A 22,767-nucleotide genomic window follows, 5' to 3' on the forward strand; every position below is an offset into this window, starting at 1 on the left:
CCCAGGTCCCTGAGCCTGTCGAAGGGACCGGGAGCTCGCTGAGGTCTCGTGGGTCCGGTGGCTTCGACAGGCTCAGCCACCTCGCGAACGCCAGGTCCCTGAGCCTGTTGAAGGGACCGGGAGCTCGCGTAAGTCTCGTGGGCCCGGTGGCTTCGACAGGCTCAGCCACCTCGCGAACGCCAGGTCGCTGAGCCTGTCGAAGGGTCCGGTCACTTGCGTAGGTCTCGTGGGCCCGGTGGCTTCGACAAGCTCAGCCACCTCGCGAACTCCAGGTCCCTGAGCCTGTCGAAGGGTCCGGTCACTTGCGTAGGTCTCGTGGGCCCGGTGGCTTCGACAAGCTCAGCCACCTCGCGAACGCCAGGTCCCCGAGCCTGTCGAAGGGCCCGGTCGCTTGCGTAGGTCTCGTGTGTCCGGTGGCTTGGACAGGCTCAGCCACCTCGCGAACGCCAGGTCCCTGAGCCTGTCGAAGGGACCGCAAGCTTGCGCAGGTCTCGTGGGTCCGGTGGCTTGGACAGGCTCAGCCGCCTCGCGAACGCCAGGTCCCTGAGCCTGTCGAAGGGACCGCAAGCTTGCGCAGGTCTCGTGGGCCCGGTGGCTTCGACAGGCTCAGCCGCCTCGCGAACGCCAGGTCCCTGAGCCTGTCGAAGGGACCGGGAGCTCGCGCAGGTCTCGTGGGTCCGGTGGCTTCGACAGGCTCAGCCGCCTCGCGAAAGGCAGGTCCCTGAGCCTGTCGAAGGGACCGCAAGCTTGCGCAGGTCTCGTGGGTCCGGTGGCTTCGACAGGCTCAGCCACCTCGCGAAAGGCAGGTCCCTGAGCCTGTCGAAGGGACCGGGAGCTCGCGCAAGCTCAGCCACCTCGCGTCGCGCAGGGGGTTGTCAACCGCCGTACACGTCCTGATACGCCGCGACCCACATGTCGCCGTCGTCGGGGCACATGAACGTCGTGCCGAACACCATGACGCTCGCGATCGGCGCCTCCGCCTGCAGGCGCGCATCGCCCTGCGCGTCGGCGGGCACCAGTTGGGCGAACAGGGGCGAGGTCGCCACGTGCGCCTGCAGGGTCGACGCGTCGACCTCGTGCCGGCTGAGGATCGCCGTCTCGCAGGCGTCGCCGGCAAGGGCGAGCGACAGGCTCTCGTCGGCCGCGGTCCACGACAGGCCCTGCTGCTCGACGTAGGCGCGCTGCTGGGCGATGAACTCGTGCTGCGCGGGCGTCACCGCCACCAGCGGGGACCCGTCCATCGGCAGCTGCTGCTCGCGGAAATACTCCTCGCGCTCCGCGAAGACGTCTTCGACGCCGTCGGGGGCGACGGTGCCGCTGTAATCCGGAACCGGCGTGCCCGACTCCTCGGTCGCCGGAGACGCCTCCGCATCGGGTGGGAGCGGACTCGGCAGCGGGATGCACGCGGTCGTCACCCCGAGCACCGCGACGAGGGCGAGACCGAGGGCGAGGGGGCGGAGGCGAGCGTCCATGGCTTCACGGTAGCCAGACCGACGCCACCGCGAACCGGGCTTGTGGATAACCCTGTTCTAGGCGTTCCAGGCTTCGGAGACCGTGCGGCGCACATCGCCGAGCAACTGCGGCAGGGCCTTGGTCTTCGCGATGATGGGGAAGAAATTGGCATCCGACGCCCACCGGGGAACGATGTGCTGGTGCAGGTGCGCGTCGACGCCAGCCCCCGCGATCGCTCCCTGGTTCATGCCGAGGTTGAAGCCGTCGCAGTTCGACACTGCGCGCAGCACCCGCATACCGCGCTGCGTGAGGGCGCCGATCTCGGCGACCTCTTCATCGGTGGCCTGGTCGTAGGTCGCGATGTGACGGTACGGGCACACGAGGAGGTGGCCCGAGTTGTACGGGAACAGGTTGAGCAGCACGTACGCCGTCTTCCCGCGCGCCACGATCAGCCCGTCTTCATCGCTCTTGCCGGGAGCGGCGCAGAACGGACAGGTCTTCTCCATCGGCTCGCGCCCCGCCGAGATGTACGCCATGCGGTGCGGCGTCCATAGGCGCTGGAACTCGTCGGGCACGCCCGGAAGGGTCGCGGCGTCGACGAGCTCCGCATCGGTCGTGGGCGATCCGGAGCCGTCGACGGCCGGCATCGAGCCGGAGTCCGACGACGAGCCCGCCGCGACGGCATCCGGATCGCTCATCACGCCAGGTCCTCGGCGGTGTTGACCAGGGTGCGCTGGGCGATCGCGCCGGTGATGCGCGCGACGGCCTCGTCGACCGGGATGCCGTTGAGCTGCGTGCCGTCGCGGAAGCGGAACGAGACCGTGCCGTTGGAGCGGTCCTGCTCGCCGGCGATCAGCATGAGCGGCACCTTCTGCGTGGTGTGCGTGCGGATCTTCTTCTGCATGCGGTCGTCGCTGTGGTCGGCCTCGGCGCGGACGCCCTTGGTCTTGAGGTCGGCGACGATGCCCTGCAGGTAGTCGCCGTACTCGGCGGCGACGGGCACGGCCACGACCTGCACCGGGGCGAGCCACACCGGGAACGCCCCGGCGTAGTGCTCGAGCAGGATCGCGAAGAAGCGCTCGACCGAGCCGAACAGGGCGCGGTGGATCATCACCGGGCGGTGCTTCTCGCCGTCGGGGCCGGTGTACTCGAGCTCGAAGCGCTCGGGCTGGTTGAAGTCGAGCTGGATGGTCGACATCTGCCAGGTGCGCCCGATCGCGTCGCGCGCCTGCACCGAGATCTTCGGGCCGTAGAACGCCGCCCCACCCGGGTCGGGCACGAGCTCGAGGCCCGAGGCCTCGGCGACCTCGCGCAGCGTCTCGGTCGCCTCGGCCCAGAGGGTGTCGTCGCCGATGAACTTCGGGTTGCCCTCCTCCTTGGTCGACAGCTCGAGGTAGAAGTCGTTCAGGCCGTAGTCGCGCAGCGTCTGCAGCACGAAGTCGAGGCTGTGCGTCAGCTCGCCCTTGACCTGGTCGGCCGTGACGTAGATGTGGGTGTCGTCCTGGGTCATGCCGCGCACGCGCGTGAGGCCCGAGAGGGTTCCGCTCTTCTCGTAGCGGTAGACCGATCCGAACTCGCTCAGGCGCAGCGGCAGCTCGCGGTAGCTGCGTCCGCGCGAGCGGAAGATCAGGTTGTGGAACGGGCAATTCATGGGCTTGAGGTAGTACTCCTGGCCCTCGCGCGAGACGTGGCCATCGGCATCCGTCACCTCGTCGAGCACCATCGGGGGGTACATCCCGTCGGCGTACCACTGCAGGTGGCCGCTCGTCATGAACAGGTCGCCCTTGGTGATGTGCGGGGTGTTGACGACCTCGTAGCCGCTGGCGAGCAGGCGCTCGCGCATGTAGCGCTCGATCTCGTAGCGCACGATGCCGCCCTTGGGGTGGAACACCGCGAGCCCCGGGCCGATCTCGTCGGGGAACGAGAACAGGTCGAGTTCCTTGCCGAGCTTGCGGTGGTCGCGCTTCGCCGCCTCTTCGAGCCGGTGCTGGTAGGCGCGCAGCTCGTCTTTCGTGGGCCACGCGGTGCCGTAGATGCGCTGCAGCTGGGGGTTCTTCTCGCTACCGCGCCAGTAGGCGCCGGCGATGCGGGTGAGGTCCCATCCGTTGCCGATGAGGCGCGTGCCGGGCACGTGGGGTCCGCGGCAGAGGTCTTTCCACGCGGTCTCGCCGTCGCGGGTGACGTTGTCGTAGATCGTCAGCTCGCCGGCCCCGACCTCGACGCTGGCACCCTCGGCGGCTTCGGCCGACCCGCCCTTGAGTCCGATGAGCTCGAGCTTGAACGGCTCGTCGGCGAGCTCGGCGCGGGCCTCGTCGTCGGTGACGACGCGACGCACGAAGCGCTGGTTCTCGCGGACGATGCGCTCCATCTCCTTCTTGATGACCTTGAGGTCTTCGGGAGTGAAGGGCTCGTCGACTTGGAAGTCGTAGTAGAAGCCGTCGGTGACGGGCGGGCCGATACCGAGGTTGGCCTGGGGCTTGACACGCTGCACGGCCTGCGCGAGCACATGCGCGGTCGAGTGGCGCAGGATCGAGAGGCCGTCGGCGCTGTCGATCGTGACCGGCTCCACCTGGTCGTCGGCCGTCACGGTCGTGGCCAGGTCTTTCAACTCCCCGTTCACGCGCAGAGCGACGACCGAACGGTCGGGGAAGAGGGCGAAGCCATCGGCGGGGAAATCAGTCACAGAACATCTCCTGAAGGGGTCGTTTCCAGGCTACCGGGCGGGCGTGGTCTCGACGGCACCGGACGTGCCTCATAGTGGAGCGGTGACTCTGGCCATCATCGGCGGCGTGCTGTGGATCCTCGGGATCATCGCGCTGCTCACCGGCGCCCTCCCCGCCGACGACGCGATCGCCGTCGCCGACCGCGTGTGGCCGATCCTGCTCTTCGTCGTCGCGGTGACGATCGTGGCCGAACTGGCGTCGAAGGCGGGACTGTTCGACGTGGTGGCCGCGCGTCTGGCGAAGCTCGCCCGCGGCCGCACGGCGCTGCTGTGGGTGCTGGTGGTGGCCCTCGCGACGGTGGCGACCGCGTTCCTCTCGCTCGACACCACGGCGGTGCTGCTGACGCCGGTCGTCGTGTCGATGGCGGTCGCCCGCAAGCTCGATCCCCTGCCGTTCGCGTTCGTCACCGTGGTGCTCGCCAACACCGCTTCTCTCGTGCTGCCGGTGTCGAACCTCACCAACCTGTTGGCGTCCGAGGCGCTCGGCGGCGGCCACGATCCTGTCGCGTTCCTCGCCCTGCTGGGTCCGTCGGCTCTCATCGCGATCGCGGTGTCGGTCGTCGTGCTCACGGTGGTGTTCCTGCGGCGTCTGCCGAAGACGTATCCGGATGCCGACTCCCCCCGCGTATCCGACACGCTCCTCTTGCGCGTCTCCGGCGTCGTCACCCTGGCTCTCCTCCCCCTGCTGGTGGTGGGGCTCGAACCGTGGATCCCCGCGGTGGGGGCCGCGGTCGTGCTCATCGCGGCCTTCGCCTGGCGCGCGCCGCGGGCTCTCGGCATCCGCCTCGTGCCCTGGTCTCTGCTGGTGTTCGCCGGTGGCCTGTTCCTGGCGGTCGGCGCGCTCGAGGCGCTCGGCATCGGCCAGGTCACCACGGTGCTGGCCGGCACCGGTGACGACCTCGTCTCGCTCTGGCAGCTCGCCGGGGTGGGGGCGCTCGTGGCGAACGGCATCAACAACCTGCCGGCCTACCTCGCGCTCGAGTCGGTCGCGGGTTCCCCCGTGCGCCTCGCGGCCCTTCTGATCGGCGTGAACGCGGGACCGATCGTGACCCCGTGGGCGTCGCTGGCGACGCTGTTGTGGCACGACCGGCTCGTCGCAGCGGGCGTCGAGGTGCGCTGGAGCCGCTTCGTGCTGCTCGGCGCCGTGATCGCCCCGCTCATCCTGCTGCTGGGCGTGCTGCCGCTAGTGCGGTGAGCGTCAGTCTTCGTAGGCGCGGGCCCAGGCCTTCGTCGGCTCGATGAACCACACCGCGAGCCCTTCCCGCATGCCGTACGGCTCTCCGGTGTAGAGCCGCGAGATGCGGTCGACGTACGCGAGGGCGTCGTCACCGTCAATGCGCTCCACCGCCGTGCCGCGGACGAACGCCATCGAGTACGGGTTGTCGGCGGCCACCACCGAGATCGCGACGCGCGGGTCACGGCGCAGGTTGCGGTCCTTCAGCGTGTCGACCTCGGTGAAGAGGACGAGCCGCTCCCCCTCGACGGCGACCCACAGCGGGATGGAGTGCGGCGATCCGTCCTTCATCAGTGTCGCGAGGTGGGCGACGACGTCGGTCTCGAAGTACGGCGTGACGGTGGTCCAGTTGGTCATTCCTTCTGCAACGTGCCGACCGCCGTCGGTCATTCCGCTCAGGCGCGAGCCGGCTCCGGCATCTGTTCGTTCGGAACCTCGCGGAACACCATCTCCTCGTGCCGGACGCTCTCGCGGGGCGCGGATTCGTCGGGCTCGGGCACGACGTACAGACCCCGACCGGAGTTGGCGTTGTAGGTCAGTGCGTGCAGCCACGCCGGGCTCAGCTGGGGAGAACGGCTGCCGTGGTACTTGAAGACGAGCGACACGTTGGGGTGGATGTACACGGTCGTGCGCCCGCCACCCGTGCTGATGTCGTCTTTCCACGAGAACGGAAAGCTCTCTCCGCGCCGCACCTTCGCCATGATCACGGCCTGCAGGTGAGCGAGAAGCCGGTCTTCGAAATCGACCTTGATGTTGCCGTCGTAGATGAACTTGCCCATGCTGGCCCCCAGACTGGTCTGCCCGGTCCGCGCGCGTCTCCGGCGAGAACTCGAACGCGACGGCCGGCTGACGACCCGTGGGCTCAGCCTCTCGCGCGACCACGAAGGCGGTCCAGCCCCTTGCGAGCGCCGCGCCCTCGGGATATCGGCGCGATCGCTCAGGCGGTGCGGCTGACGCGCAGGATGACGCGGTCGCCGGGCTTGCGCTGCACCTTGCGCACGATCGCCTCGAAGCCGATGATCGCGCGGTACTGCCAGCCGTACTTGCGCTTCAGGGCGGAGTCGGCGCGGCGGTCGTCTTGCGCCGGTCCCGCGATGCGCGCGTGCGCCTCGACCGTGATGGCATCCGGCTCGACCTTGCCCATGCGGCTGCACGGACGCAGCACCACGCGCGAGTCGTTGCGCAGGCGCTTGACCTTGCCGGTCGTGCGCTCGCTGGTGACGACGAGCTCGTCGCCGTCGCGAGCGATCCACACGGGAACAGCGACGAGTTCGCCGTTGCGGCGGTACGTGCCGAAGGTGACGAAGTCGGATGCCGCGATCTCGCGCCAGAGGGTGTCGGGGACGGTCATGGTGTCACGCTAGCGATCCCGTCGTGTCGTCGGCGGGGCTTGCACGACGACGGTGGGAGTGTCCGGGCCGCTGGCCGATGCGCGCAGACTCTGTGGGAACGCTTCCATGACAAGGTTGTCTCTGCCTACGGTGGCGATCGTGGGGAACTATGACGTGCCGATGGTGGGGGCAGTGGTGGTGTCGTTTCAGACGCTCCGGTTCGGCCTGTCGAACGAGACGATGATGCTCCTGACCTCGGTGCACACCCCCGAGGGGCGGTCGGTGAGTCCGATCGAGCACGAACGGGTCGCGCAGTATCTGGAGAGCATCGGGGTGCTCTGAGCCGACGGCACGGACCGCGCGAACCTCAAGGCAAGCGCAAGGAACCCACAACGTCGGCTCAATTCACACGAGTAGGTGTCCCCCATTCGGTGGACATGCTTTAGCGTCGTGTTGTTCCCGCCGCCAGGCACTCCGCAGCCCCCCTTACTGGCGGCGGGAACGGCCTCTTCCCGCTCCGTGTCAGTGGCCGTCGATGTGGACGCCCACGCCCGCGAGACTGCATCCCGCTGACGAGCCGGCTGCAGCCTGACGCAGGTTCGTCAGCGAGATGCAGTCTCGGCGTGGCGACGCCCCGCTTGCGCTTTCTGGTGCCGCGACCCATCGCGACGTGGTCGTGCCCGTCGGTGGTTGCTCGCAGGGCTCGCTTGCCCGCGAGACTGCATCTCGCTGACACTTCAGCTGCAGCCTGACGCGCGGTTGTCAGCGAGATGCAGTCTCGGCGTCGCCAGGGCGTCTGTGGTGGTACGGGCTGCGTCACGTGGCGGGCCGCATCCCGGGGGAGCCTGTGGGGGTACGGGCTACTTCATGCGGCGGGCCGCACGCCACGCTGCTGCGCACGCACGAAAAAACCCCCGGCGAACCGGGGGTTTTCGGTGGTGCGCGATACTGGGATCGAACCAGTGACCTCTTCCGTGTCAGGGAAGCGCGCTACCGCTGCGCCAATCGCGCCTATACAGGCTGTTCTGTTGTGAGTTGAGGTGGCGACGGGATTCGAACCCGTGTAAACGGCTTTGCAGGCCGGTGCCTAGCCGCTCGGCCACGCCACCGTGATGTGGTTCGACCCACGTGTCGTGATTTTCCGTCAGTTTCCCAGACGGAGATCCCTCCACTCGAGCGGATGACGAGACTCGAACTCGCGACCCCAACCTTGGCAAGGTTGTGCGCTACCAACTGCGCTACATCCGCATTTCGTTCCCGGGGCTTGCCCCGAGCACTCGTAAGACATTACCCGATCTGGGCGGCTGCGCAAAACGAGACGCGCCCCGCGCGTGTCATCTGCGGCGGCCGGCATCGTGGTCGAAAGCACCTCTCGGCATCCGGTACGATCGATGAGTCCCGTTCGGGATGCGGGCGATTGGCGCAGTTGGTAGCGCGCTTCCTTCACACGGAAGAGGTCATCAGTTCGAGTCTGGTATCGCCCACCGAAAAGGCCCCCGGTTCTCCGGGGGCCTTCGTCGTTTCCCTGGGGCGCGAGGCTCACTCGACCCTCGTCCACGCGGCATCCGGATGCTCTCGTCGCCACTCCTGGCGCGGCCCGCTCTCGGTCGCTGCGTCGGTCAGCCAGATGGTGGAATCGGGCGCCCAGCCGGCGATGACGCTCGCGTAGTCGTCGTCGACCTCGATCGTTCCCGTCGCGCCGGTGAGGTAGCCGAGGGTGGTCAGGTGCACGGCGTCCCACTCGCGGGCGATACGCCGCCAGTCGGGCTGAAGCCAGCGCCCGTCTCGTCTCGTCGTGCGATACCAGTCGTGCCGGTGCGAGGCCGTCACCTCGAGCGGATACCGCCGGCACAGGTCGGCCCAGTCGGCAGGTCCGTGGATCTCGAACGTCCGCCCTTCACCGGCGACCGGGATGACCGTCGCGACCTCGTCACCGAAGGCGTCTTCGACGAGGTCGAGCGCGGCGGCGATACTCCCCCGGGTCGACAGCATCCAGACGGGCACCGACCACCACTCGCCCGAGAAACGCGCTGTCGGATCGGTCGGCCACTCCCGTCGTGCGCGCTCCTCAGCCGCGCGCAGGCCGGCGTCCCAGGTCTCGAGGGTGTCGGCCGCATCGAGGGCCACAGGGCCGGCGCCGTCGCGAAGATGCCACTGCACCGCCCACTGCTGGTCGGACCGCTCGAGACGCCACGACGGTCCGGCGTGGGCGAGCAGCTCGCGCGCGAGTGGTCGGAGGGCCTCGATGATGCGCGGTTCGGCGGCGAGCCGGTCGAGCGTATCGGGCTCCTGCCAGTACCGCGCGACGTCGACCGTCACGCGCAGCGCGGCGGCGAGGGCGCCGGCGTCGACGGGGGTTCCGGATGCCGAGGCGAGCGCCTGCGCGATGTCGCCCACGCTGGGGTCGGGGATCGGCGCGTGCTCCCCGTCGCCGATGGCGATGACCGTCGAGCGCTCATCGACGTGATGGAAGGCGTAGAAGCCGACGAGTTCGCTGACGTCGCGCACGCGACACGCATAGTCGAGGCAGAGCCGCCTCCCCCGAGGTCCCTCGAGCAGCAGTTCGTTCACCCGCGGGTCCATCCGTAGCGTGCCCTCAGCGCCGCCGCGACGATGTCGAACCGCTTGCGGTCGAGTGCGGCCGCCTCGCGCCGCATTCCGGAGTCGTGCACGAGGTACACCTGCTCGATGTCGACCCACGACGGCCGCCGCTGCGGGTCCCACTCCCCCGTGCCGAGCGAGAGGTACTGCCGGTCGCCGTCGTGCGGCTTGCTCGTCAGTCGCACGGCGTACGAGCGGGTGGCATCCGCCCGCCCGATGACCAGCACGGGGCGGTCCTTGCCGCGACCGTCGCGCTCCTCGTACGGCACCCACGTCCAGACGATCTCGCCGCCGTCGGGGGCGTTGTCGCGCTCGGGGGCGTAGGTGAGGGTGAGACGCCGCGGCGGGTCGATCTCGACCGTCTGGGCCCCCTCTGGGGCCGTTGCCGGGGCGCTCGGGCGTCGTGACGGCGCCGACGGTCGCTCTGGAGCGGCCGTACGCGTCGGCTTCGACGACGAGAACAAGCCCAGAACGGCCGACAGCAGACGAGACGTGGTTGACATACCGCCCACCCTAGACACGCGGAACGGGGCGCCACCGACGAATCGGCGACGCCCCGTTCAGGGGGTGATGCGGGTCAGGCGCGAGCGTCCGAGAGTACGTAGCCCTCTTCGCCGTGCACGACGGTGTCGATTCCGGCGATCTCGTCTTCGTTCTTCACGCGGAAGCCGATCGTCTTCTCGATTGCGAAACCGATGACGAACGCGAGCACGAAGGAGTAGACCAGAACAGCGATGGCCGCGATCGCCTGGACGATCAGCTGGTTGAACGAGCCGCTGTAGATCAGGCCGCTGGTGTTGGCGAAGATGCCCAGGTACAGCGTTCCGAGCAGACCACCGACGAGGTGGATGCCGACCACGTCGAGCGAGTCGTCGAAGCCGAGCTTGAACTTCAGCTCGATGGCCAGGGCGCAGACGGCACCGGCGAGCAGGCCGAGCACGATCGCCCAGAAGGGAGTCAGCGCGGCGCAGGCCGGGGTGATCGCGACGAGACCGGCGACGGCACCCGAGGCGGCACCGACCGAGGTGGGCTTGCCGTCCTTGATCTTCTCGACGATCAGCCACGCGAGCAGAGCGGCGGCGGGGGCGGCGATCGTGTTCACGAACGCGAGGGCCGCGGTGCCGTCGGCGGCGAGCTCCGAACCGGCGTTGAAGCCGAACCAGCCGAACCACAGCAGGCCCGCGCCGAGGAGCACGAACGGCGGGTTGTGGGGAACGTGAGCGCCCTTCTGGAACCCGACGCGCTTGCCGAGCACCAGGGCGAGGGCGAGCGCCGCCGCACCGGCGTTGATGTGCACCGCGGTACCACCGGCGAAGTCGATCGCGCCGACGCCGAAGACGTCTTGCATGCCGTGCGTGATCCAGCCGCCGTAGGCGAAGGAGGCGTCGTCGGCGAGGCCGAAGTTGAAGACCCAGCTGGCGACCGGGAAGTAGACGACCGTGGCCCAGATACCGGCGAAGATCATCCACGCACCGAACTTGGCGCGGTCGGCGATGGCGCCCGAGACGAGCGCGACGGTGATGATGGCGAACGTGGCCTGGAAGGCGACGAAGGCGAGCGGCGGGTAGGCCGCACCCTCGGGCGTCTCGAGCACGCCGGCGAGGCTGAAGTTGGTCGGGTCGATCGCCCACGGGAACTGGGTCGTGCCCTCAGCGGTGGTCGGGAACGCGATCGAGTAGCCGTAGAGCACCCAGAGGACGCCCATGAGGCCCATCGCGCCGAAGCTCATCATCATCATGCTGATGACGCTCTTGGCCTTGACGAGGCCGCCGTAGAAGAACGCGAGTCCTGGCGTCATGAGCAGCACGAGTGCCGCTGCTATCAGGATGAATGCGGTGTTGCCTTGATCCATCTCGGAGGAAACCTCTCTGCGGGGACGCAGGTGTAGCGTCGGGTCCCCACAGTTTCGTCAGCCCCGGTTTCCGCGGGCGTTCGAGTCGTGTTTCGGGGGCGTTACAGCCCGGCCGCTCCGGTAAACATCGCGTTTCGCGTGGCCGCGAGCCGCTGATGAACGCCCATTACGAATGCGTGAGCGCGACCAGACGCGACACCGCGCGCAGGTATTTCTTGCGGTATCCGCCGCCCAGCATCTCTTCGCTGAAGACGCTGCTGAGGGGTTCTCCGGTCGCGCGGATCGGAATCTGCGCGTCGTAGGCGCGGTCGACGAACGCGACCAGACGCAGCGCCGCCGACTGGTCGTGCAGCACCTTCACGTCGCGCAGGCCGATGACGTCCACTCCGTCGATGAGCCGGATGAAGCGCGACGGGTGCACGCGCGCGAGGTGGGTCACCAGATCGGTGAAGGAGTCGTCGGATGCCACTCCCCCCGCAGCCGCGGCGTCGAGCGCCTCGCGGTACGCCTCGTCGGAGAGCGTCTTGGCCTCTCCGTCGACGGCGCGCTGGCGGAAGTCGGTGCCGTCGATGCGGATGGTGCGGAAGCTGTCGGACATCGACTGGATCTCGCGCAGGAAGTCCTGCGCGGCGAACCGGCCCTCGCCCAAGGCGTTGGGTGGGGTGTTCGAGGTCGCCGCGAGGCGGGTTCCGGATGCCACGAGCTCGCCCAGCAGGCGCGTCATGACCATCGTGTCGCCCGGGTCGTCGAGCTCGAACTCGTCGATGCAGAGCAGGTCGGAACCGCGGAACAGCTCGACCGCCTTGGCGTAGCCGAGCACGCCCACGAGCGCGGTGTACTCGATGAACGAGCCGAAGTACTTCCGGCGGGCCGGCATCGCGTGGTAGATCGCGGCGAGCAGGTGGGTCTTTCCGACACCGAAGCCGCCGTCGAGGTAGACCCCCGGCTTCACGGGCGGTGTCTTCTCGGCGCGGCGGAAGAAGCCGCCCTTCCTCGCCGGAGCCGACTGCGCGCCGGCGAAGGTCTGCAGCAGTTCCTTCGCCTCCTGCTGCGACGGGTACGCGGCATCCGCCCGATACGACTCGAAGGTCGCGCCGTCGAACTGCGGGGGCGGAACCAGCGCGTTCACCATCTCGGCTCCCGACACCGCGGGCTCTCGATCGGTGAGGTGGATGAGGCCGGTCGTCGCGGGCGTAGAGGTCATGGCCGTCCTGTGTCGCAGTCTTACGAGGGGGTGCATGCCCCGACGCCGCGGATCTAGGGTCGAAGGTGCGGTGTCCACCCTATGCCGCCGCATCCGCCGCCTTGACCGAGGAGTTCTCCGTGACCGTCGAGTTCGACACCACGTCCCCCAAATTCGCCGACTACTCCGAGCCCGGCCGGCTCGTGACGGGCGACTGGCTGCAGGAGCGCCTCGGTCAGCCCGGCCTGGTCGTCGTCGAGTCCGACGAAGACGTGCTGCTGTACGAGACGGGTCACATCCCCGGCTCGGTCAAGGTCGACTGGCACACCGAGCTGAACGACCCCGTCGTGCGCGACTACGTCGACGGCGAGGGCTTCGCGAAGCTGCTCAGTCGCAAGGGCATCTCGCGCGACGACACCGTGGTGATCTACGGCGACAAGAACAACTGGTGGGCCGCCTACGCCCTGTGGGTGTTCTCGCTGTTCGGCCACGAAGACGTGCGCCTGCTCGACGGCGGCCGCGACCGTTGGATCGCCGAAGGTCGCCCGATCACGACCGACAAGACGGTCGTCGAGCCCACCGACTACCCCGTCGTCGAGCGCGACGACTCGGCGCTGCGCGCCTACAAGGACGACGTGCTCGCCCACCTCGGCAACCCGCTCATCGACGTGCGCTCGCCCGAGGAGTACTCCGGTGAGCGCACCACCGCCCCCGCCTACCCCGAAGAAGGCGCTCTGCGTGCGGGTCACATCCCGAGCGCGCAGAGCGTGCCGTGGGGCAAGGCCGTCGCCGAGGACGGCACGTTCAAGTCGCGTGCCGAGCTCGACGCCATCTACCGCGACGGCGCGGGGCTGGCCGACGGAGACAAGGTCGTGGCCTACTGCCGCATCGGCGAGCGGTCGAGCCACACGTGGTTCGTGCTGAAGCACCTGCTCGGCTTCGACGACGTGCGCAACTATGACGGGTCGTGGACCGAGTGGGGCAGCGCGGTGCGCGTGCCGATCGTCGCCGGGTCCGAGCCCGGCGAGGTCCCCTCCCGCTGATCCGGGATGCCGCGGGCGTGGGAGGATGACGGAGATGTCCGATACCGCCCTCCCCGCCCGCCTGGCCGAGATCCGCGACGAATTCCTCGAACTCGAGGAGCCCGACCGCCTCGAGCTGCTGTTGGAGTTCTCGCACGAGCTCCCCGAGGTGCCGGCCGAGTACGCCGACCACCCCGAGATGCGCGAGCGCGTCGTCGAGTGCCAGTCGCCGGTCTACATCATCGTGACCGTCGACGACGACGAGCGGGTGGCGATGCACGCCACGGCTCCGGCCGAGGCGCCCACGACCCGCGGGTTCGCGAGCATTTTGTCGCAGGGGCTCACGGGACTGTCGGCCGACGAGGTGCTCGCGGTGCCCGACGACTTCCCGCAGAGCATCGGACTCACCCGCGCGGTGAGCCCCCTCCGCATCGCCGGGATGACCGGCATGCTCATGCGCGTCAAGCGCCAGGTGCGCGCCAAGCGCGAGGCCTGAGACCCGGCATCCGTCGTTCCGCGCTCAGTCGCGGGCGAGATCCTGCGCGCGCACCCAGTCGCGGATCGCCGTGGTCCAGCGCATCTCGTCGTAGTTCCACAGCTTCGTGTGCCGGGCGACGGTGAACGTCTCCATCGTCACGAGGTCGGGGCGAGCCGCCGCGAGGGCGTGCGAGGCGTCGGAGGGCACGAAGCCGTCGTCGTCGCTGTGCAGGATGAGCGTCGGATGCCGCAGCTCCGCGGCCCGTGCGACGCCGTCGAGGCGATCGAGCGGGATCGGTTCGCCGCTGCGCAGCACCGCGGCACCCCAGTTCGAGGCGATCGTCGACTGCGCCAGCGTGATCACGGGCAGCGGCAGGCGCATCATACGGCCCTGGAAGCTGAGCACCGTGCGCCAGTCGACGACGGGCGACTCCAGCACGAGACCCGCGATCACCTCGGTGTGCGGGGATTCCAGCGCCGCCTGGAGCGAGAGCGCGCCACCCATCGACCACCCCATGAGGATGACGCGCTTCGCGCCGTGGCGGCGGGCGTAGCCGATCGCCGCGTCGAGGTCGCGCCATTCGGTCGCCCCGAGCGCGTAGGTGCCCGACGCGCTGTGCGGGGCGTCGCCGTCGTTGCGATACGACACCACGAGCGAGGTGATCCCGAGGTCGTGGAACACCGGCACCGCCCGCAGGGCCTCGGCGCGGGTGGTGCCGCGACCGTGCACCTGCACGACCCAGACGTCGGTGGCGGATGCCGCGGGGAACAGCCACGCGGGGCACGCGCCGACCGGGGTGTCGATGTCGACCTCTTCGACGGGGAGGTGCAGCTGCTCGGGCTTGTCGAAGTACCAGCCGCTGAACGCCGCCTCGGCCGCGAGGTCGCCGTCGGCGGGCACGTGGGTGAGGAGCTTGCGCGTGACGGTGGATTCGTCGCTGCCGACGATCGAGCCCAGGCGCAGGTAGTCGGCCGAGCCCACGGTGAACAGGCCGTAGCGGCCGGGCAGAGAGGTGTCGGGGGTGCGCGCGAGCGTGATCGTCTGGGCGGCGGCGTCGAGGCGCACGATGCGGGTGTCGGGGCGGCGTCCGGCGGGGCGCACAACCGTGCGCGCGACGCGGAGGGACATGGCGCCGAGAGCGGCGGCCGAGGCCGCCAGAGTGACGCTCAGAGCCGAGAGGGCGATGCCGAGGCCGGTGGTCGTGCGCCGCGATGCGCGGGAACCCGCGGCGCGCCTGGGAGCGTTCATCGTGGCCTCACTCTAGTCTGCTGCCGTGAGTGACCAGCGCCCGGCGGAGGCCGACAGCCCCTTCGCGCGAGCTGCAGCGGAGGTACGCGACATCTCGTTCCGCGACGATCTCGTGGTCCGAGAGATCCCCTCCCCGACGGGTCTGGCCCCGTTCTCGCTCGCCCTCGCCGGCGACGTTCGGCCCGAGGAGCACGCCACCGACTCGCCGTTCGGCACGGGCCGGTTCATCCTGCTGCACGACCCCGACGAGCCCGAGCCGTGGGGTGGGGCGTGGCGCATCGTCTGCTTCGCTCAGGCTCCTCTCGAGCCCGAGATCGGGATCGACCCGCTGCTGGCCGAGGTCGCCTGGTCGTGGCTGATCGACGCCCTCGACTCCCGCGGCGCCGACCGGCACTCCGAGTCGGGCACCGCCACCAAGACGCTCTCCACCGGCTTCGGGGCGCTGGCCGCCCAGGGTGAGGGATCGCAGATCGAACTTCGCGCGTCATGGTCGCCGCGCGGTCCCTTCCGCCCGCACCTCGAGGCGTGGGCGGAGCTCGTGTGCATGCTCGCCGGCCTCCCCCCGGGGTCGGAGGGCGTTGCCGTGTTCGGAGCCCGGAGGCCCACGCGTGGTTGAGTACAACGTCATCGAGGACGCCGAGCGCTTCCTCGCCGCCTGCGAGACCCTGGCGGGTGGCACCGGCCCGGTCGCCGTCGACGTCGAGCGCGCCTCGGGGTTCCGCTATTCGCAGCGCGCCTACCTCATTCAGGTCTTCCGCCGTGAGGCGGGGGTCTTCCTCTTCGACCCGTCGACGATCGAGGACTTCTCGCCCCTGCAGAAGGCCATCGGCGACGTCGAGTGGGTGTTCCACGCGGCGAGCCAAGACCTCCCGTCGCTGCGCGAGCGGGGTCTCGAGCCGCCGCGCATCTTCGACACCGAGCTCGGCGCGCGCCTGCTCGGTCACGAGCGCGTGGGCCTCGGGGCCGTCGTCGAGCAGACGCTGGGCATCACCCTGGCCAAGGCCCACTCGGCCGCGGACTGGTCGACCCGCCCCCTGCCGGCATCGTGGCTCGAATACGCCGCCCTCGACGTCGAGCACCTGATCGACGTGCGCGACGTGCTGGACGCCGAACTCGTCGAGCAGGGCAAGACCGAGATCGCCCGCCAGGAGTTCCAGGCCGTGCTCGATCGCGAGCCCAAGCCGCCGCGCGACGACCCGTGGCGCCGCCTCAGCGGTCTGCACAGCGTGCGCGGTCGCCGGTCGCTCGCCGTCGCCCGTTCGCTCTGGCAGGCGCGCGAGGACTATGCCCGCGAGCAGGACGTCGCCCCCGGACGCCTCGTGCCCGACCGCGCTCTGGTCGCCGCCGTGATGGCCGACCCCGCCACCAAGCAGGCCCTCGCCGGCGTCAAGGAATTCAACGGCCGTGCGAGCCGCACGCAGCTGGACCGGTGGTGGAACGCCATCGTCGCCGGTCGCGAGGCCACCGATCTGCCGCCCGACCGCGTGCCCAGCGACACGCTCCCCCCGCCCCGCGCGTGGGTCGATCGCAACCCCGACGCCGATCAGCGGTTGAAGGCGGCGCGACCGGCGGTGGAGGCGCGGGCGGAAGAGCTCCAGATGCCGACTGAGAACCTGCTCACCCCCGAGACGCTGCGCCGCGTGGCGTGGGCGCCGCCCGCGGAGATGACGGTCGAGGCCGTCGGCGCGGCCCTCGCCGAGCTCGGTGCCCGCCCGTGGCAGATTGAGCAGACCGCACAGGTGATCGTCGATAGCTTTGTAGATTCCGTCAACGAGGTCGACGAGCCGTCCGGCACGGATTCGTAGGTTCGGACAACCGATTCCTCTCCCCTGATCGGTCTTCCTAGGCTGGGGTCATCCCAAACTATGGAGGCAGAGTGGCCGAGATGACGGACGTCTTCTTCGTCGACGGAATGCGCACCCCCTTCGGGCGCGCCGGCGAAAAAGGCATGTACTGGAACACCCGCGCCGACGACCTCGTGGTCAAGGCGATCATCGGGTTGATGGAGCGCAACGGCGACGTTCCCAAGGACCGGATCGACGACGTGGCGATCGCCGCGACCTCGCAGACCGGTGACCAGGGACTGACCCTCGGACGCACGGCGGCGATCCTCGCGGGTCTGCCGATGACCGTGCCGGGCCTGGCGATCGAGCGCATGTGCGCCGGCGCCATGACGAGCGTCACCACGATGGGCGCCTCGATCGGGGTCGGCATGTACGACCTCGCCCTCGCCGGCGGCGTCGAGCACATGGGCCGCCACCCCATCGGCGGCAACGTCGACCCGAACCCGCGCTTCGTGGCCGAGAAGCTCGTCGACCCGGGTGCGCTGAACATGGGCGTCACCGCCGAGCGCATCCACGACCGCTTCCCGCACCTCACGAAGGAGCGCGCCGATCGCTTCGGCGCCGCCAGCCAGCACAAGGTGCAGGCCGCCTACGAGGCGGGCAAGATCCAGCCCGACCTGGTCTCGGTCGCCGTCAAGGACGCCGAGGGCGCCTGGGGCCTCGCCACGGAGGACGAGGGTCGTCGACCCGAGACCACCGTCGAGGGCCTCGCGACGCTCAAGACGCCGTTCCGCCCGCACGGGCGGGTCACAGCAGGTACGTCGTCGCCGCTCACCGACGGCGCGACCATCAGCCTGCTTGCGGGCGCCGGCGCCGTGAAGGAGTTCGGCCTCGCGCCCAAGATGCGCATGGTCTCGTTCGCGTTCGCGGGCGTCGAGCCCGAGATCATGGGCATCGGACCGATCCCCTCGACCGAGAAGGCCCTCAAGAAGGCCGGGCTCACGATCGACGACATCGGCCTGTTCGAGCTCAACGAGGCCTTCGCCATCCAGGTGATCTCGCTGCTCGATCACTTCGGCATCGCCGACGACGACCCGCGCGTGAACCCGTGGGGCGGTGCCATCGCCCTGGGCCACCCGCTCGCGGCATCCGGAGTGCGTCTCATGATTCAGCTGGCCGCGCAGTTCGCCGAGCGTCCCGACGTGCGCTACGGCCTCACCGCCATGTGCGTGGGCCTGGGACAGGGCGGCTCGGTCATCTGGGAGAACCCGTTCTTCGACGGAAAGAAGAAGCGCAAGTGACCGACTACACCTCGATCGACTTCACGCCCCTCGACGCCCTCACCGGCGACGAGGTGGTGACCCACTCCCCCGTCCGCGACGTGCGGCTCCCCTCGGGCAACGTGCTGGCGCTGATCACGCTCGACAACGGTCGCGACCACACCCGGCCCAACACGCTGGGACCCGCGACCCTCGCCGAGCTCGGTCAGACGCTCGAGACGCTGAAGGAGCGTGCCGCGAAGGGCGAGATCCACGCGGTCGCGATCACGGGCAAGCAGTACATCCTCGCGGCGGGCGCTGACCTGTCCGACGTGGCGAAGCTGCCCTCGAAAGACGTTGCCCGTCTCATCGCGCAGCGCGGTCACCAGGTGATCGGCTCGCTGTCGGAGCTCGGCGTGCCCTCGTTCGCGTTCGTCAACGGCCTCGCCCTCGGCGGCGGTCTCGAGATCGCATTGAACTCGACCTACCGCACGGTCGACTCGTCGGCCGCGGCGGTCGCGCTGCCCGAGGTGTTCCTCGGCATCATCCCCGGCTGGGGCGGCGCCTACCTGCTGCCGAACCTCATCGGCGTCGAGAACGCGCTCGAGGTCGTCATCTCGAACCCGCTCAAGCAGAACCGCATGCTCAAGCCCCAGCAGGCGTTCGATCTCGGGATCATGGATGCCATCTTCCCGGCGGCCTCCTACCTCGAGGACTCGCTGCGGTGGGCCGACGGCGTGCTCACCGGGCGAGTCCGGGTGGAGCGCAAGAACGAGCCCGGCAAGCTCGAGCGCCTGACGAAGTGGCCCATCGCGATCAAGATGGCCCGCGGCATGCTCGAGTCGAAGATCGGCACCGTGCCCCGCTCCCCCTACATCGCGCTCGACCTGCTCGACAAGGCGAAGAGCGGCACCAAGGCCGAGGGTTTCGCGCGCGAAGACGAGGCGCTGGCCGAGCTCATCACGGGCGACCAGTTCGCGGCATCCATGTACGCCTTCGATCTCGTCCAGAAGCGCGCCAAGCGTCCCGTCGGAGCCCCCGACAAGGCGCTCGCCAAGAAGGTCACCAAGGTCGGCGTCATCGGCGCCGGCCTCATGGCCTCGCAGTTCGCGCTGCTGTTCGTGCGCAAGCTGCGGGTGCCCGTGATCATCACCGACCTCGATCAGGGGCGGGTCGACAAGGGCGTGGCATCCATTCGAGACGAGATCGGCAAGCTCGAGGCCAAGGGCCGCCTGGACGGCGACACGGCCAACCAGCTGCGCGCCCTCGTGCACGGCACGACCGACCGGTCGGAGTTCGCCGACTGCGACTTCGTCATCGAGGCCGTCTTCGAAGAGGTGGGTGTCAAGCAGGAGGTCTTCTCGGCCATCGAGAAGATCGTCGCCGACGACGCGATCCTCGCTACTAACACCTCCTCGCTCTCGGTCGCCGAGATCGGCTCGGTGCTGCAGAACCCGGAGCGCCTGGTCGGCTTCCACTTCTTCAACCCGGTCGCGGTCATGCCGCTCATCGAGGTCGTGAAGACGGATGCCACATCCGACGCCGCTCTCTCGACTGCGTTCGTCGTGGCGAAGGGACTCGGGAAGAACGCCGTGCTCACGGCGGACGCGCCCGGGTTCGTCGTGAACCGCCTGCTCGCCAAGGTCATGGGAGAGGCCGCTCGCGCGGTCTACGAGGGAACACCGATCGCGGTGGTGGAGAAGGCGTTCGCGCCGCTCGGTCTGCCGATGGGGCCGTTCCAGCTCATCGACCTGGTCGGCTGGAAGGTCGCGGCCCACGTGCAGGACACGATGGCGCACGCGTTCCCCGACCGGTTCTTCTCGTCGGAGAACTTCCACGAGCTCGCGGCCCTGCCCGAGGTCGTCGAGAAGGACAAAGGTGGTCGGGTGACCGGCTGGACCAAGGCCGCGCAGAAGGTGCTCGTGACCGGCAAGACGCCCGTCGCGCCCGAGACGATCCTCGCCCGCGTGCAGGACGGCCTCGCCCAGGAGATCAAGATCATGCTGGACGAGGGCGTTGTCCCCGAGGTGCAGGACATCGACCTGTGCCTCATCCTCGGCGCCGGCTGGCCCTTCATCGACGGTGGGGCCTCGCCCTACCTCGACCGCGAGGGGGCGTCGGAGCGCGCCTTCGGCGACACGTTCCACCACCCGCCCATCCGCGGCATCGGGGCCTGACCCCGGAGACGACAGCGGCGCCGTCCCCGATGGGGCGGCGCCGCTGTCGGTCGTGCGGGCGGTGCGCCGTCACCAGAACAGGCGGCGCGACGAGAACAGGGCGTTTGCGGCCGTTTCGTCCTGTTCTCGGTGCATCGCCCTGTTGTCGTGACGCCGGGGGCTCGCCCGCCGGCTGGTCACCAGAACAGGCGGCGCGACGAGAACAGGGCGTTTGCGGCCGTTTCGTCCTGTTCTCGGTGCATCGCCCCGTTCTCGTGACGCCGTGATGTGGGGCCGAGACGTGAAACAGGCCGGGATGATGGCATCCCGGCCTGTTCCGCGTCGATCGAGGGCCTACGGGCGCGACTTCTCCCACTGCTCGATCGTGGGGATCGAGCCGGTCGGCGTCTGCCGCGCCATGGGGATGCGCGTGCCGAGCACCTGGGCGACCACGTCGTGCGCGATCTTCGCGGCCGTCAGGCCGGCGTCGTCGAGGATCTGCTCGCGCGTCGCGTGGTCGATGAATTCGTCGGGGATGCCGAGCTCGTCGACGGCCGTGTCGACGCCCGCCTCGCGTAGCACCTGCCGCACACGCGTGCCGACGCCGCCGACGCGGATGCCGTCTTCGATCGTGATCACCAGTCGGTGTTCGCGCGCCAGCTCGACGATCGAGGGCTGCACCGGGATCGCCCAGCGCGGGTCGATGACCGTGGCTCCGATGCCCTGCGCCTTCAGCCGTTCGGCGACCTCGAGGGCGAGGTGCACCATCGGGCCGATGCCGACCAGCAGCACGTCTTCGCTCGAGCCGCGGCTCAGCACGTCGACGCCGTCGTGGAGGCGTTCGACGGCCTCGACGTCGTCGTTGACCTTGCCCTTGGGGTAGCGCACCACGGTGGGAGCGTCTTCGACCGAGGTCGCTTCACGGAACACCTCGCGCAGGCGCGCGGCGTCGCGCGGGGCGGCGATGCGGATGCCGGGGACCAGCTGCAGCATCGCGAGATCCCAGATGCCGTGGTGGCTCGGACCGTCGGGGCCGGTGACCCCGGCGCGGTCGAGCACGAACGTGACGCCGGCCTTGTGCAGGGCGACGTCCATCATGACCTGGTCGAACGCGCGGTTCATGAAGGTCGCGTAGATCGCCACGACGGGGTGCAGGCCGCCGAAGGCGAGACCGGCGGCGGATGCCACGGCGTGCTGCTCGGCGATGCCCACGTCGTACACGCGCTCGGGGAAGCGCTCGGCGAACTGCTGCAGACCGGTGGGGCGGAGCATCGCCGCGGTCATCGCGATGATCTCTTTGCGCTCGGAGCCGACCTTCACCAGCTCTTCGGCGAAGACGTCGGTCCACTGCAGACCGCCGCCCGAGCCCAGGGCCTCACCCGTGATCGGGTCGATCTTGCCCACCGCGTGGAACTGGTCGGCCTCGTCGCTCATCGCCGGGGCGTAACCGCTGCCCTTATCGGTGATGGCGTGCACGATGACCGGAGCGCCGTACGACTTGGCCAGCTCCAGCGTCTCGATGAGCGATTCGAAGTCGTGGCCGTCGATGGGTCCGAGGTACTTGATGTCGAGGTTGCTGTAGAGCGCCTCGTTGTTCGTGAAGCGCGACAGGAAGCCGTGCGTGCCGCCGCGGACACCGCGGTACACGGCGCGGGCGGCGGGCCCGAGGCGGCGGAACAGGGTGTCCGACCCGCGGTGCAAGGTGCGGTAGGCCTCGTTGGTGCGCACGCGGTTGAGGTAGCGCGCCATGCCGCCGATCGTCGGGGCGTAGGAGCGACCGTTGTCGTTGACGACGATGACGAGGTTGCGATCGTTGTCGTCGCTGATGTTGTTCAGCGCTTCCCAGGTCATGCCGCCCGTGAGGGCGCCGTCACCGACGACGGCGACGACATGACGATCGCGGCGACCGGTGCGGCTGAAGGCCCGCGAGACGCCGTCGGCCCAGCTGAGGGAGCTGGAGGCGTGCGACGACTCCACGACGTCGTGCTCGCTCTCGGAGCGCTGCGGGTAGCCGGCGAGGCCGCCGCGCGAGCGCAGCAGCGAGAAGTCCTGGCGACCGGTGAGCATCTTGTGCACGTACGACTGGTGTCCCGTGTCGAAGATGATCGGGTCGGAGGGCGAGTCGAAGACCTTGTGCAGGGCGATCGTCAGCTCGACGACGCCCAGGTTCGGACCGAGGTGCCCGCCGGTGCGGGCGACGTTCTCGACGAGGAAGGACCGGACCTCGGCGGCCAGCTGACGCAGCTGGTCGGGGTTCAGCGCGTCGAGGTCGCGCGGTCCATGGATACCGGGTAGGAGAGCCATACGACTCCTCTCGTGCGGTGCGCGCGGGGGCGCGCGTACGGGTCGATTCTAGTCTCCGGGGGTGCTGCGGGCCCGGCAACGGCTTGCGTTCGGCCGCCGTGTACTCTCTGCGCGAACGACGGTGCCCCGGGAGCTCGAGGC

The 22,767-nt window shown here is 69.4% G+C and carries 20 protein-coding genes and 4 tRNA genes; 9 read left to right on the top strand and 15 right to left on the bottom strand.

The genetic code is table 11. The annotated features are described in order from the left end of the window. Positions 1 to 875: 875 nt before the first annotated feature. From RWH43_RS14250 to thrS, 3 genes are read right to left on the bottom strand one after another with little or no spacing between them, the layout of a single operon-like run. On the bottom strand, positions 876 to 1,472 hold the full coding sequence (locus tag RWH43_RS14250) for a hypothetical protein (protein WP_316001788.1): 597 nt from the start codon (positions 1,470 to 1,472) through the stop codon (positions 876 to 878). A gap of 57 nt (positions 1,473 to 1,529) precedes the next feature. After that, a complete protein-coding gene (locus RWH43_RS14255; protein WP_144833785.1) occupies positions 1,530 to 2,099 on the bottom strand; it encodes an HIT family protein in 570 nt (189 codons plus the stop codon). A gap of 50 nt (positions 2,100 to 2,149) precedes the next feature. Beyond that, the gene (gene thrS, locus RWH43_RS14260) at positions 2,150 to 4,135 is read right to left on the bottom strand and encodes a threonine--tRNA ligase (protein ID WP_144833520.1); all 1,986 of its coding nucleotides are present in this window, start codon (positions 4,133 to 4,135) and stop codon (positions 2,150 to 2,152) included. A gap of 82 nt (positions 4,136 to 4,217) precedes the next feature. Here thrS and RWH43_RS14265 point away from each other — a divergent pair, with 82 nt between their 5' ends. Further along, entirely contained in the window at positions 4,218 to 5,369 is a 1,152-nt protein-coding gene (locus tag RWH43_RS14265) for an SLC13 family permease (RefSeq protein ID WP_144833522.1), read from the top strand. 3 nt (positions 5,370 to 5,372) lie between these two features. Here the strand turns inward: RWH43_RS14265 and RWH43_RS14270 are convergent, their stop codons facing one another. The 3 genes from RWH43_RS14270 to RWH43_RS14280 form a co-directional block, all read right to left on the bottom strand. Next, positions 5,373 to 5,765 carry a TIGR03618 family F420-dependent PPOX class oxidoreductase gene (locus tag RWH43_RS14270; RefSeq protein WP_154096640.1) on the bottom strand — a complete coding sequence of 131 codons (393 nt, stop codon included), beginning with the start codon at positions 5,763 to 5,765 and terminating at the stop codon, positions 5,373 to 5,375. Between the two features lie 38 nt (positions 5,766 to 5,803). Then, on the bottom strand, positions 5,804 to 6,187 hold the full coding sequence (locus tag RWH43_RS14275; protein ID WP_316001789.1) for a DUF7882 family protein: 384 nt from the start codon (positions 6,185 to 6,187) through the stop codon (positions 5,804 to 5,806). Positions 6,188 to 6,345: 158 nt separating this feature from the next. Further along, positions 6,346 to 6,759, bottom strand: coding sequence for a PPOX class F420-dependent oxidoreductase (locus RWH43_RS14280; protein ID WP_144833528.1), 414 nt, complete (start codon positions 6,757 to 6,759; stop codon positions 6,346 to 6,348). A 139-nt stretch (positions 6,760 to 6,898) separates the two neighbouring features. Between RWH43_RS14280 and RWH43_RS14285 the strand changes: the two genes are divergently transcribed. Then, positions 6,899 to 7,081 carry a hypothetical protein gene (locus tag RWH43_RS14285; protein WP_154096638.1) on the top strand — a complete coding sequence of 61 codons (183 nt, stop codon included), beginning with the start codon at positions 6,899 to 6,901 and terminating at the stop codon, positions 7,079 to 7,081. A gap of 594 nt (positions 7,082 to 7,675) precedes the next feature. Here RWH43_RS14285 and RWH43_RS14290 read toward each other — a convergent pair. From RWH43_RS14290 to RWH43_RS14300, 3 genes are all read right to left on the bottom strand, one after another. Next, positions 7,676 to 7,750 (bottom strand) — tRNA-Val (locus RWH43_RS14290). A 27-nt stretch (positions 7,751 to 7,777) separates the two neighbouring features. Then, a tRNA-Cys gene (locus RWH43_RS14295) sits at positions 7,778 to 7,848 on the bottom strand. Positions 7,849 to 7,914: 66 nt separating this feature from the next. After that, positions 7,915 to 7,987: transfer RNA gene (locus tag RWH43_RS14300), tRNA-Gly, on the bottom strand. 163 nt (positions 7,988 to 8,150) lie between these two features. Between RWH43_RS14300 and RWH43_RS14305 the strand changes: the two genes are divergently transcribed. Further along, positions 8,151 to 8,223 (top strand) — tRNA-Val (locus tag RWH43_RS14305). A 55-nt stretch (positions 8,224 to 8,278) separates the two neighbouring features. Here the strand turns inward: RWH43_RS14305 and RWH43_RS14310 are convergent. The 4 genes from RWH43_RS14310 to zapE form a co-directional block, all read right to left on the bottom strand. Continuing rightward, the gene (locus RWH43_RS14310; RefSeq protein WP_316001790.1) at positions 8,279 to 9,247 is read right to left on the bottom strand and encodes a hypothetical protein; all 969 of its coding nucleotides are present in this window, start codon (positions 9,245 to 9,247) and stop codon (positions 8,279 to 8,281) included. 59 nt (positions 9,248 to 9,306) lie between these two features. Then, the gene (locus RWH43_RS14315; protein ID WP_144833534.1) at positions 9,307 to 9,843 is read right to left on the bottom strand and encodes a type II toxin-antitoxin system PemK/MazF family toxin; all 537 of its coding nucleotides are present in this window, start codon (positions 9,841 to 9,843) and stop codon (positions 9,307 to 9,309) included. Positions 9,844 to 9,917: 74 nt separating this feature from the next. Continuing rightward, the gene (locus RWH43_RS14320; protein WP_144833536.1) at positions 9,918 to 11,192 is read right to left on the bottom strand and encodes an ammonium transporter; all 1,275 of its coding nucleotides are present in this window, start codon (positions 11,190 to 11,192) and stop codon (positions 9,918 to 9,920) included. A gap of 166 nt (positions 11,193 to 11,358) precedes the next feature. After that, a complete protein-coding gene (zapE, locus tag RWH43_RS14325; RefSeq protein ID WP_316001791.1) occupies positions 11,359 to 12,396 on the bottom strand; it encodes a cell division protein ZapE in 1,038 nt (345 codons plus the stop codon). Between the two features lie 119 nt (positions 12,397 to 12,515). Here zapE and RWH43_RS14330 point away from each other — a divergent pair, with 119 nt between their 5' ends. Together RWH43_RS14330 and RWH43_RS14335 are read left to right on the top strand one after the other, a co-directional pair. Beyond that, positions 12,516 to 13,418, top strand: a complete 903-nt coding sequence (locus tag RWH43_RS14330; protein ID WP_144833540.1) for a sulfurtransferase — start codon at positions 12,516 to 12,518, stop codon at positions 13,416 to 13,418. 34 nt (positions 13,419 to 13,452) lie between these two features. Continuing rightward, complete coding sequence (locus RWH43_RS14335) at positions 13,453 to 13,893, top strand: SufE family protein (protein WP_251507176.1); 441 nt, start codon at positions 13,453 to 13,455, stop codon at positions 13,891 to 13,893. Between the two features lie 24 nt (positions 13,894 to 13,917). Here RWH43_RS14335 and RWH43_RS14340 read toward each other — a convergent pair whose 3' ends face one another. Continuing rightward, a complete protein-coding gene (locus tag RWH43_RS14340; RefSeq protein ID WP_316001792.1) occupies positions 13,918 to 15,123 on the bottom strand; it encodes an alpha/beta hydrolase family protein in 1,206 nt (401 codons plus the stop codon). A 25-nt stretch (positions 15,124 to 15,148) separates the two neighbouring features. Between RWH43_RS14340 and RWH43_RS14345 the strand changes: the two genes are divergently transcribed. The 4 genes from RWH43_RS14345 to RWH43_RS14360 all read left to right on the top strand — a co-directional run bounded on the left by RWH43_RS14345 (position 15,149) and on the right by RWH43_RS14360 (position 20,343). Further along, the gene (locus RWH43_RS14345) at positions 15,149 to 15,739 is read left to right on the top strand and encodes a DUF3000 domain-containing protein (RefSeq protein WP_316001793.1); all 591 of its coding nucleotides are present in this window, start codon (positions 15,149 to 15,151) and stop codon (positions 15,737 to 15,739) included. Next, complete coding sequence (locus tag RWH43_RS14350; RefSeq protein WP_316001794.1) at positions 15,732 to 16,928, top strand: ribonuclease D; 1,197 nt, start codon at positions 15,732 to 15,734, stop codon at positions 16,926 to 16,928. Before RWH43_RS14345 ends, RWH43_RS14350 begins: the two co-directional genes overlap by 8 nt. A 71-nt stretch (positions 16,929 to 16,999) precedes the next feature. Beyond that, entirely contained in the window at positions 17,000 to 18,208 is a 1,209-nt protein-coding gene (locus RWH43_RS14355; protein WP_144785045.1) for a thiolase family protein, read from the top strand. Beyond that, the gene (locus RWH43_RS14360; RefSeq protein ID WP_316001795.1) at positions 18,205 to 20,343 is read left to right on the top strand and encodes a 3-hydroxyacyl-CoA dehydrogenase NAD-binding domain-containing protein; all 2,139 of its coding nucleotides are present in this window, start codon (positions 18,205 to 18,207) and stop codon (positions 20,341 to 20,343) included. The genes RWH43_RS14355 and RWH43_RS14360 overlap by 4 nt, the downstream gene beginning before the upstream one ends. A 333-nt stretch (positions 20,344 to 20,676) precedes the next feature. Here RWH43_RS14360 and dxs read toward each other — a convergent pair whose 3' ends face one another. Beyond that, on the bottom strand, positions 20,677 to 22,626 hold the full coding sequence (gene dxs / locus RWH43_RS14365; protein WP_154096631.1) for a 1-deoxy-D-xylulose-5-phosphate synthase: 1,950 nt from the start codon (positions 22,624 to 22,626) through the stop codon (positions 20,677 to 20,679). Positions 22,627 to 22,767: the final 141 nt, after the last annotated feature.

This window comes from Microbacterium algihabitans, assembly GCF_032464975.1.
GTDB classification, from domain to species: Bacteria; Actinomycetota; Actinomycetes; order Actinomycetales; family Microbacteriaceae; genus Microbacterium; species Microbacterium algihabitans.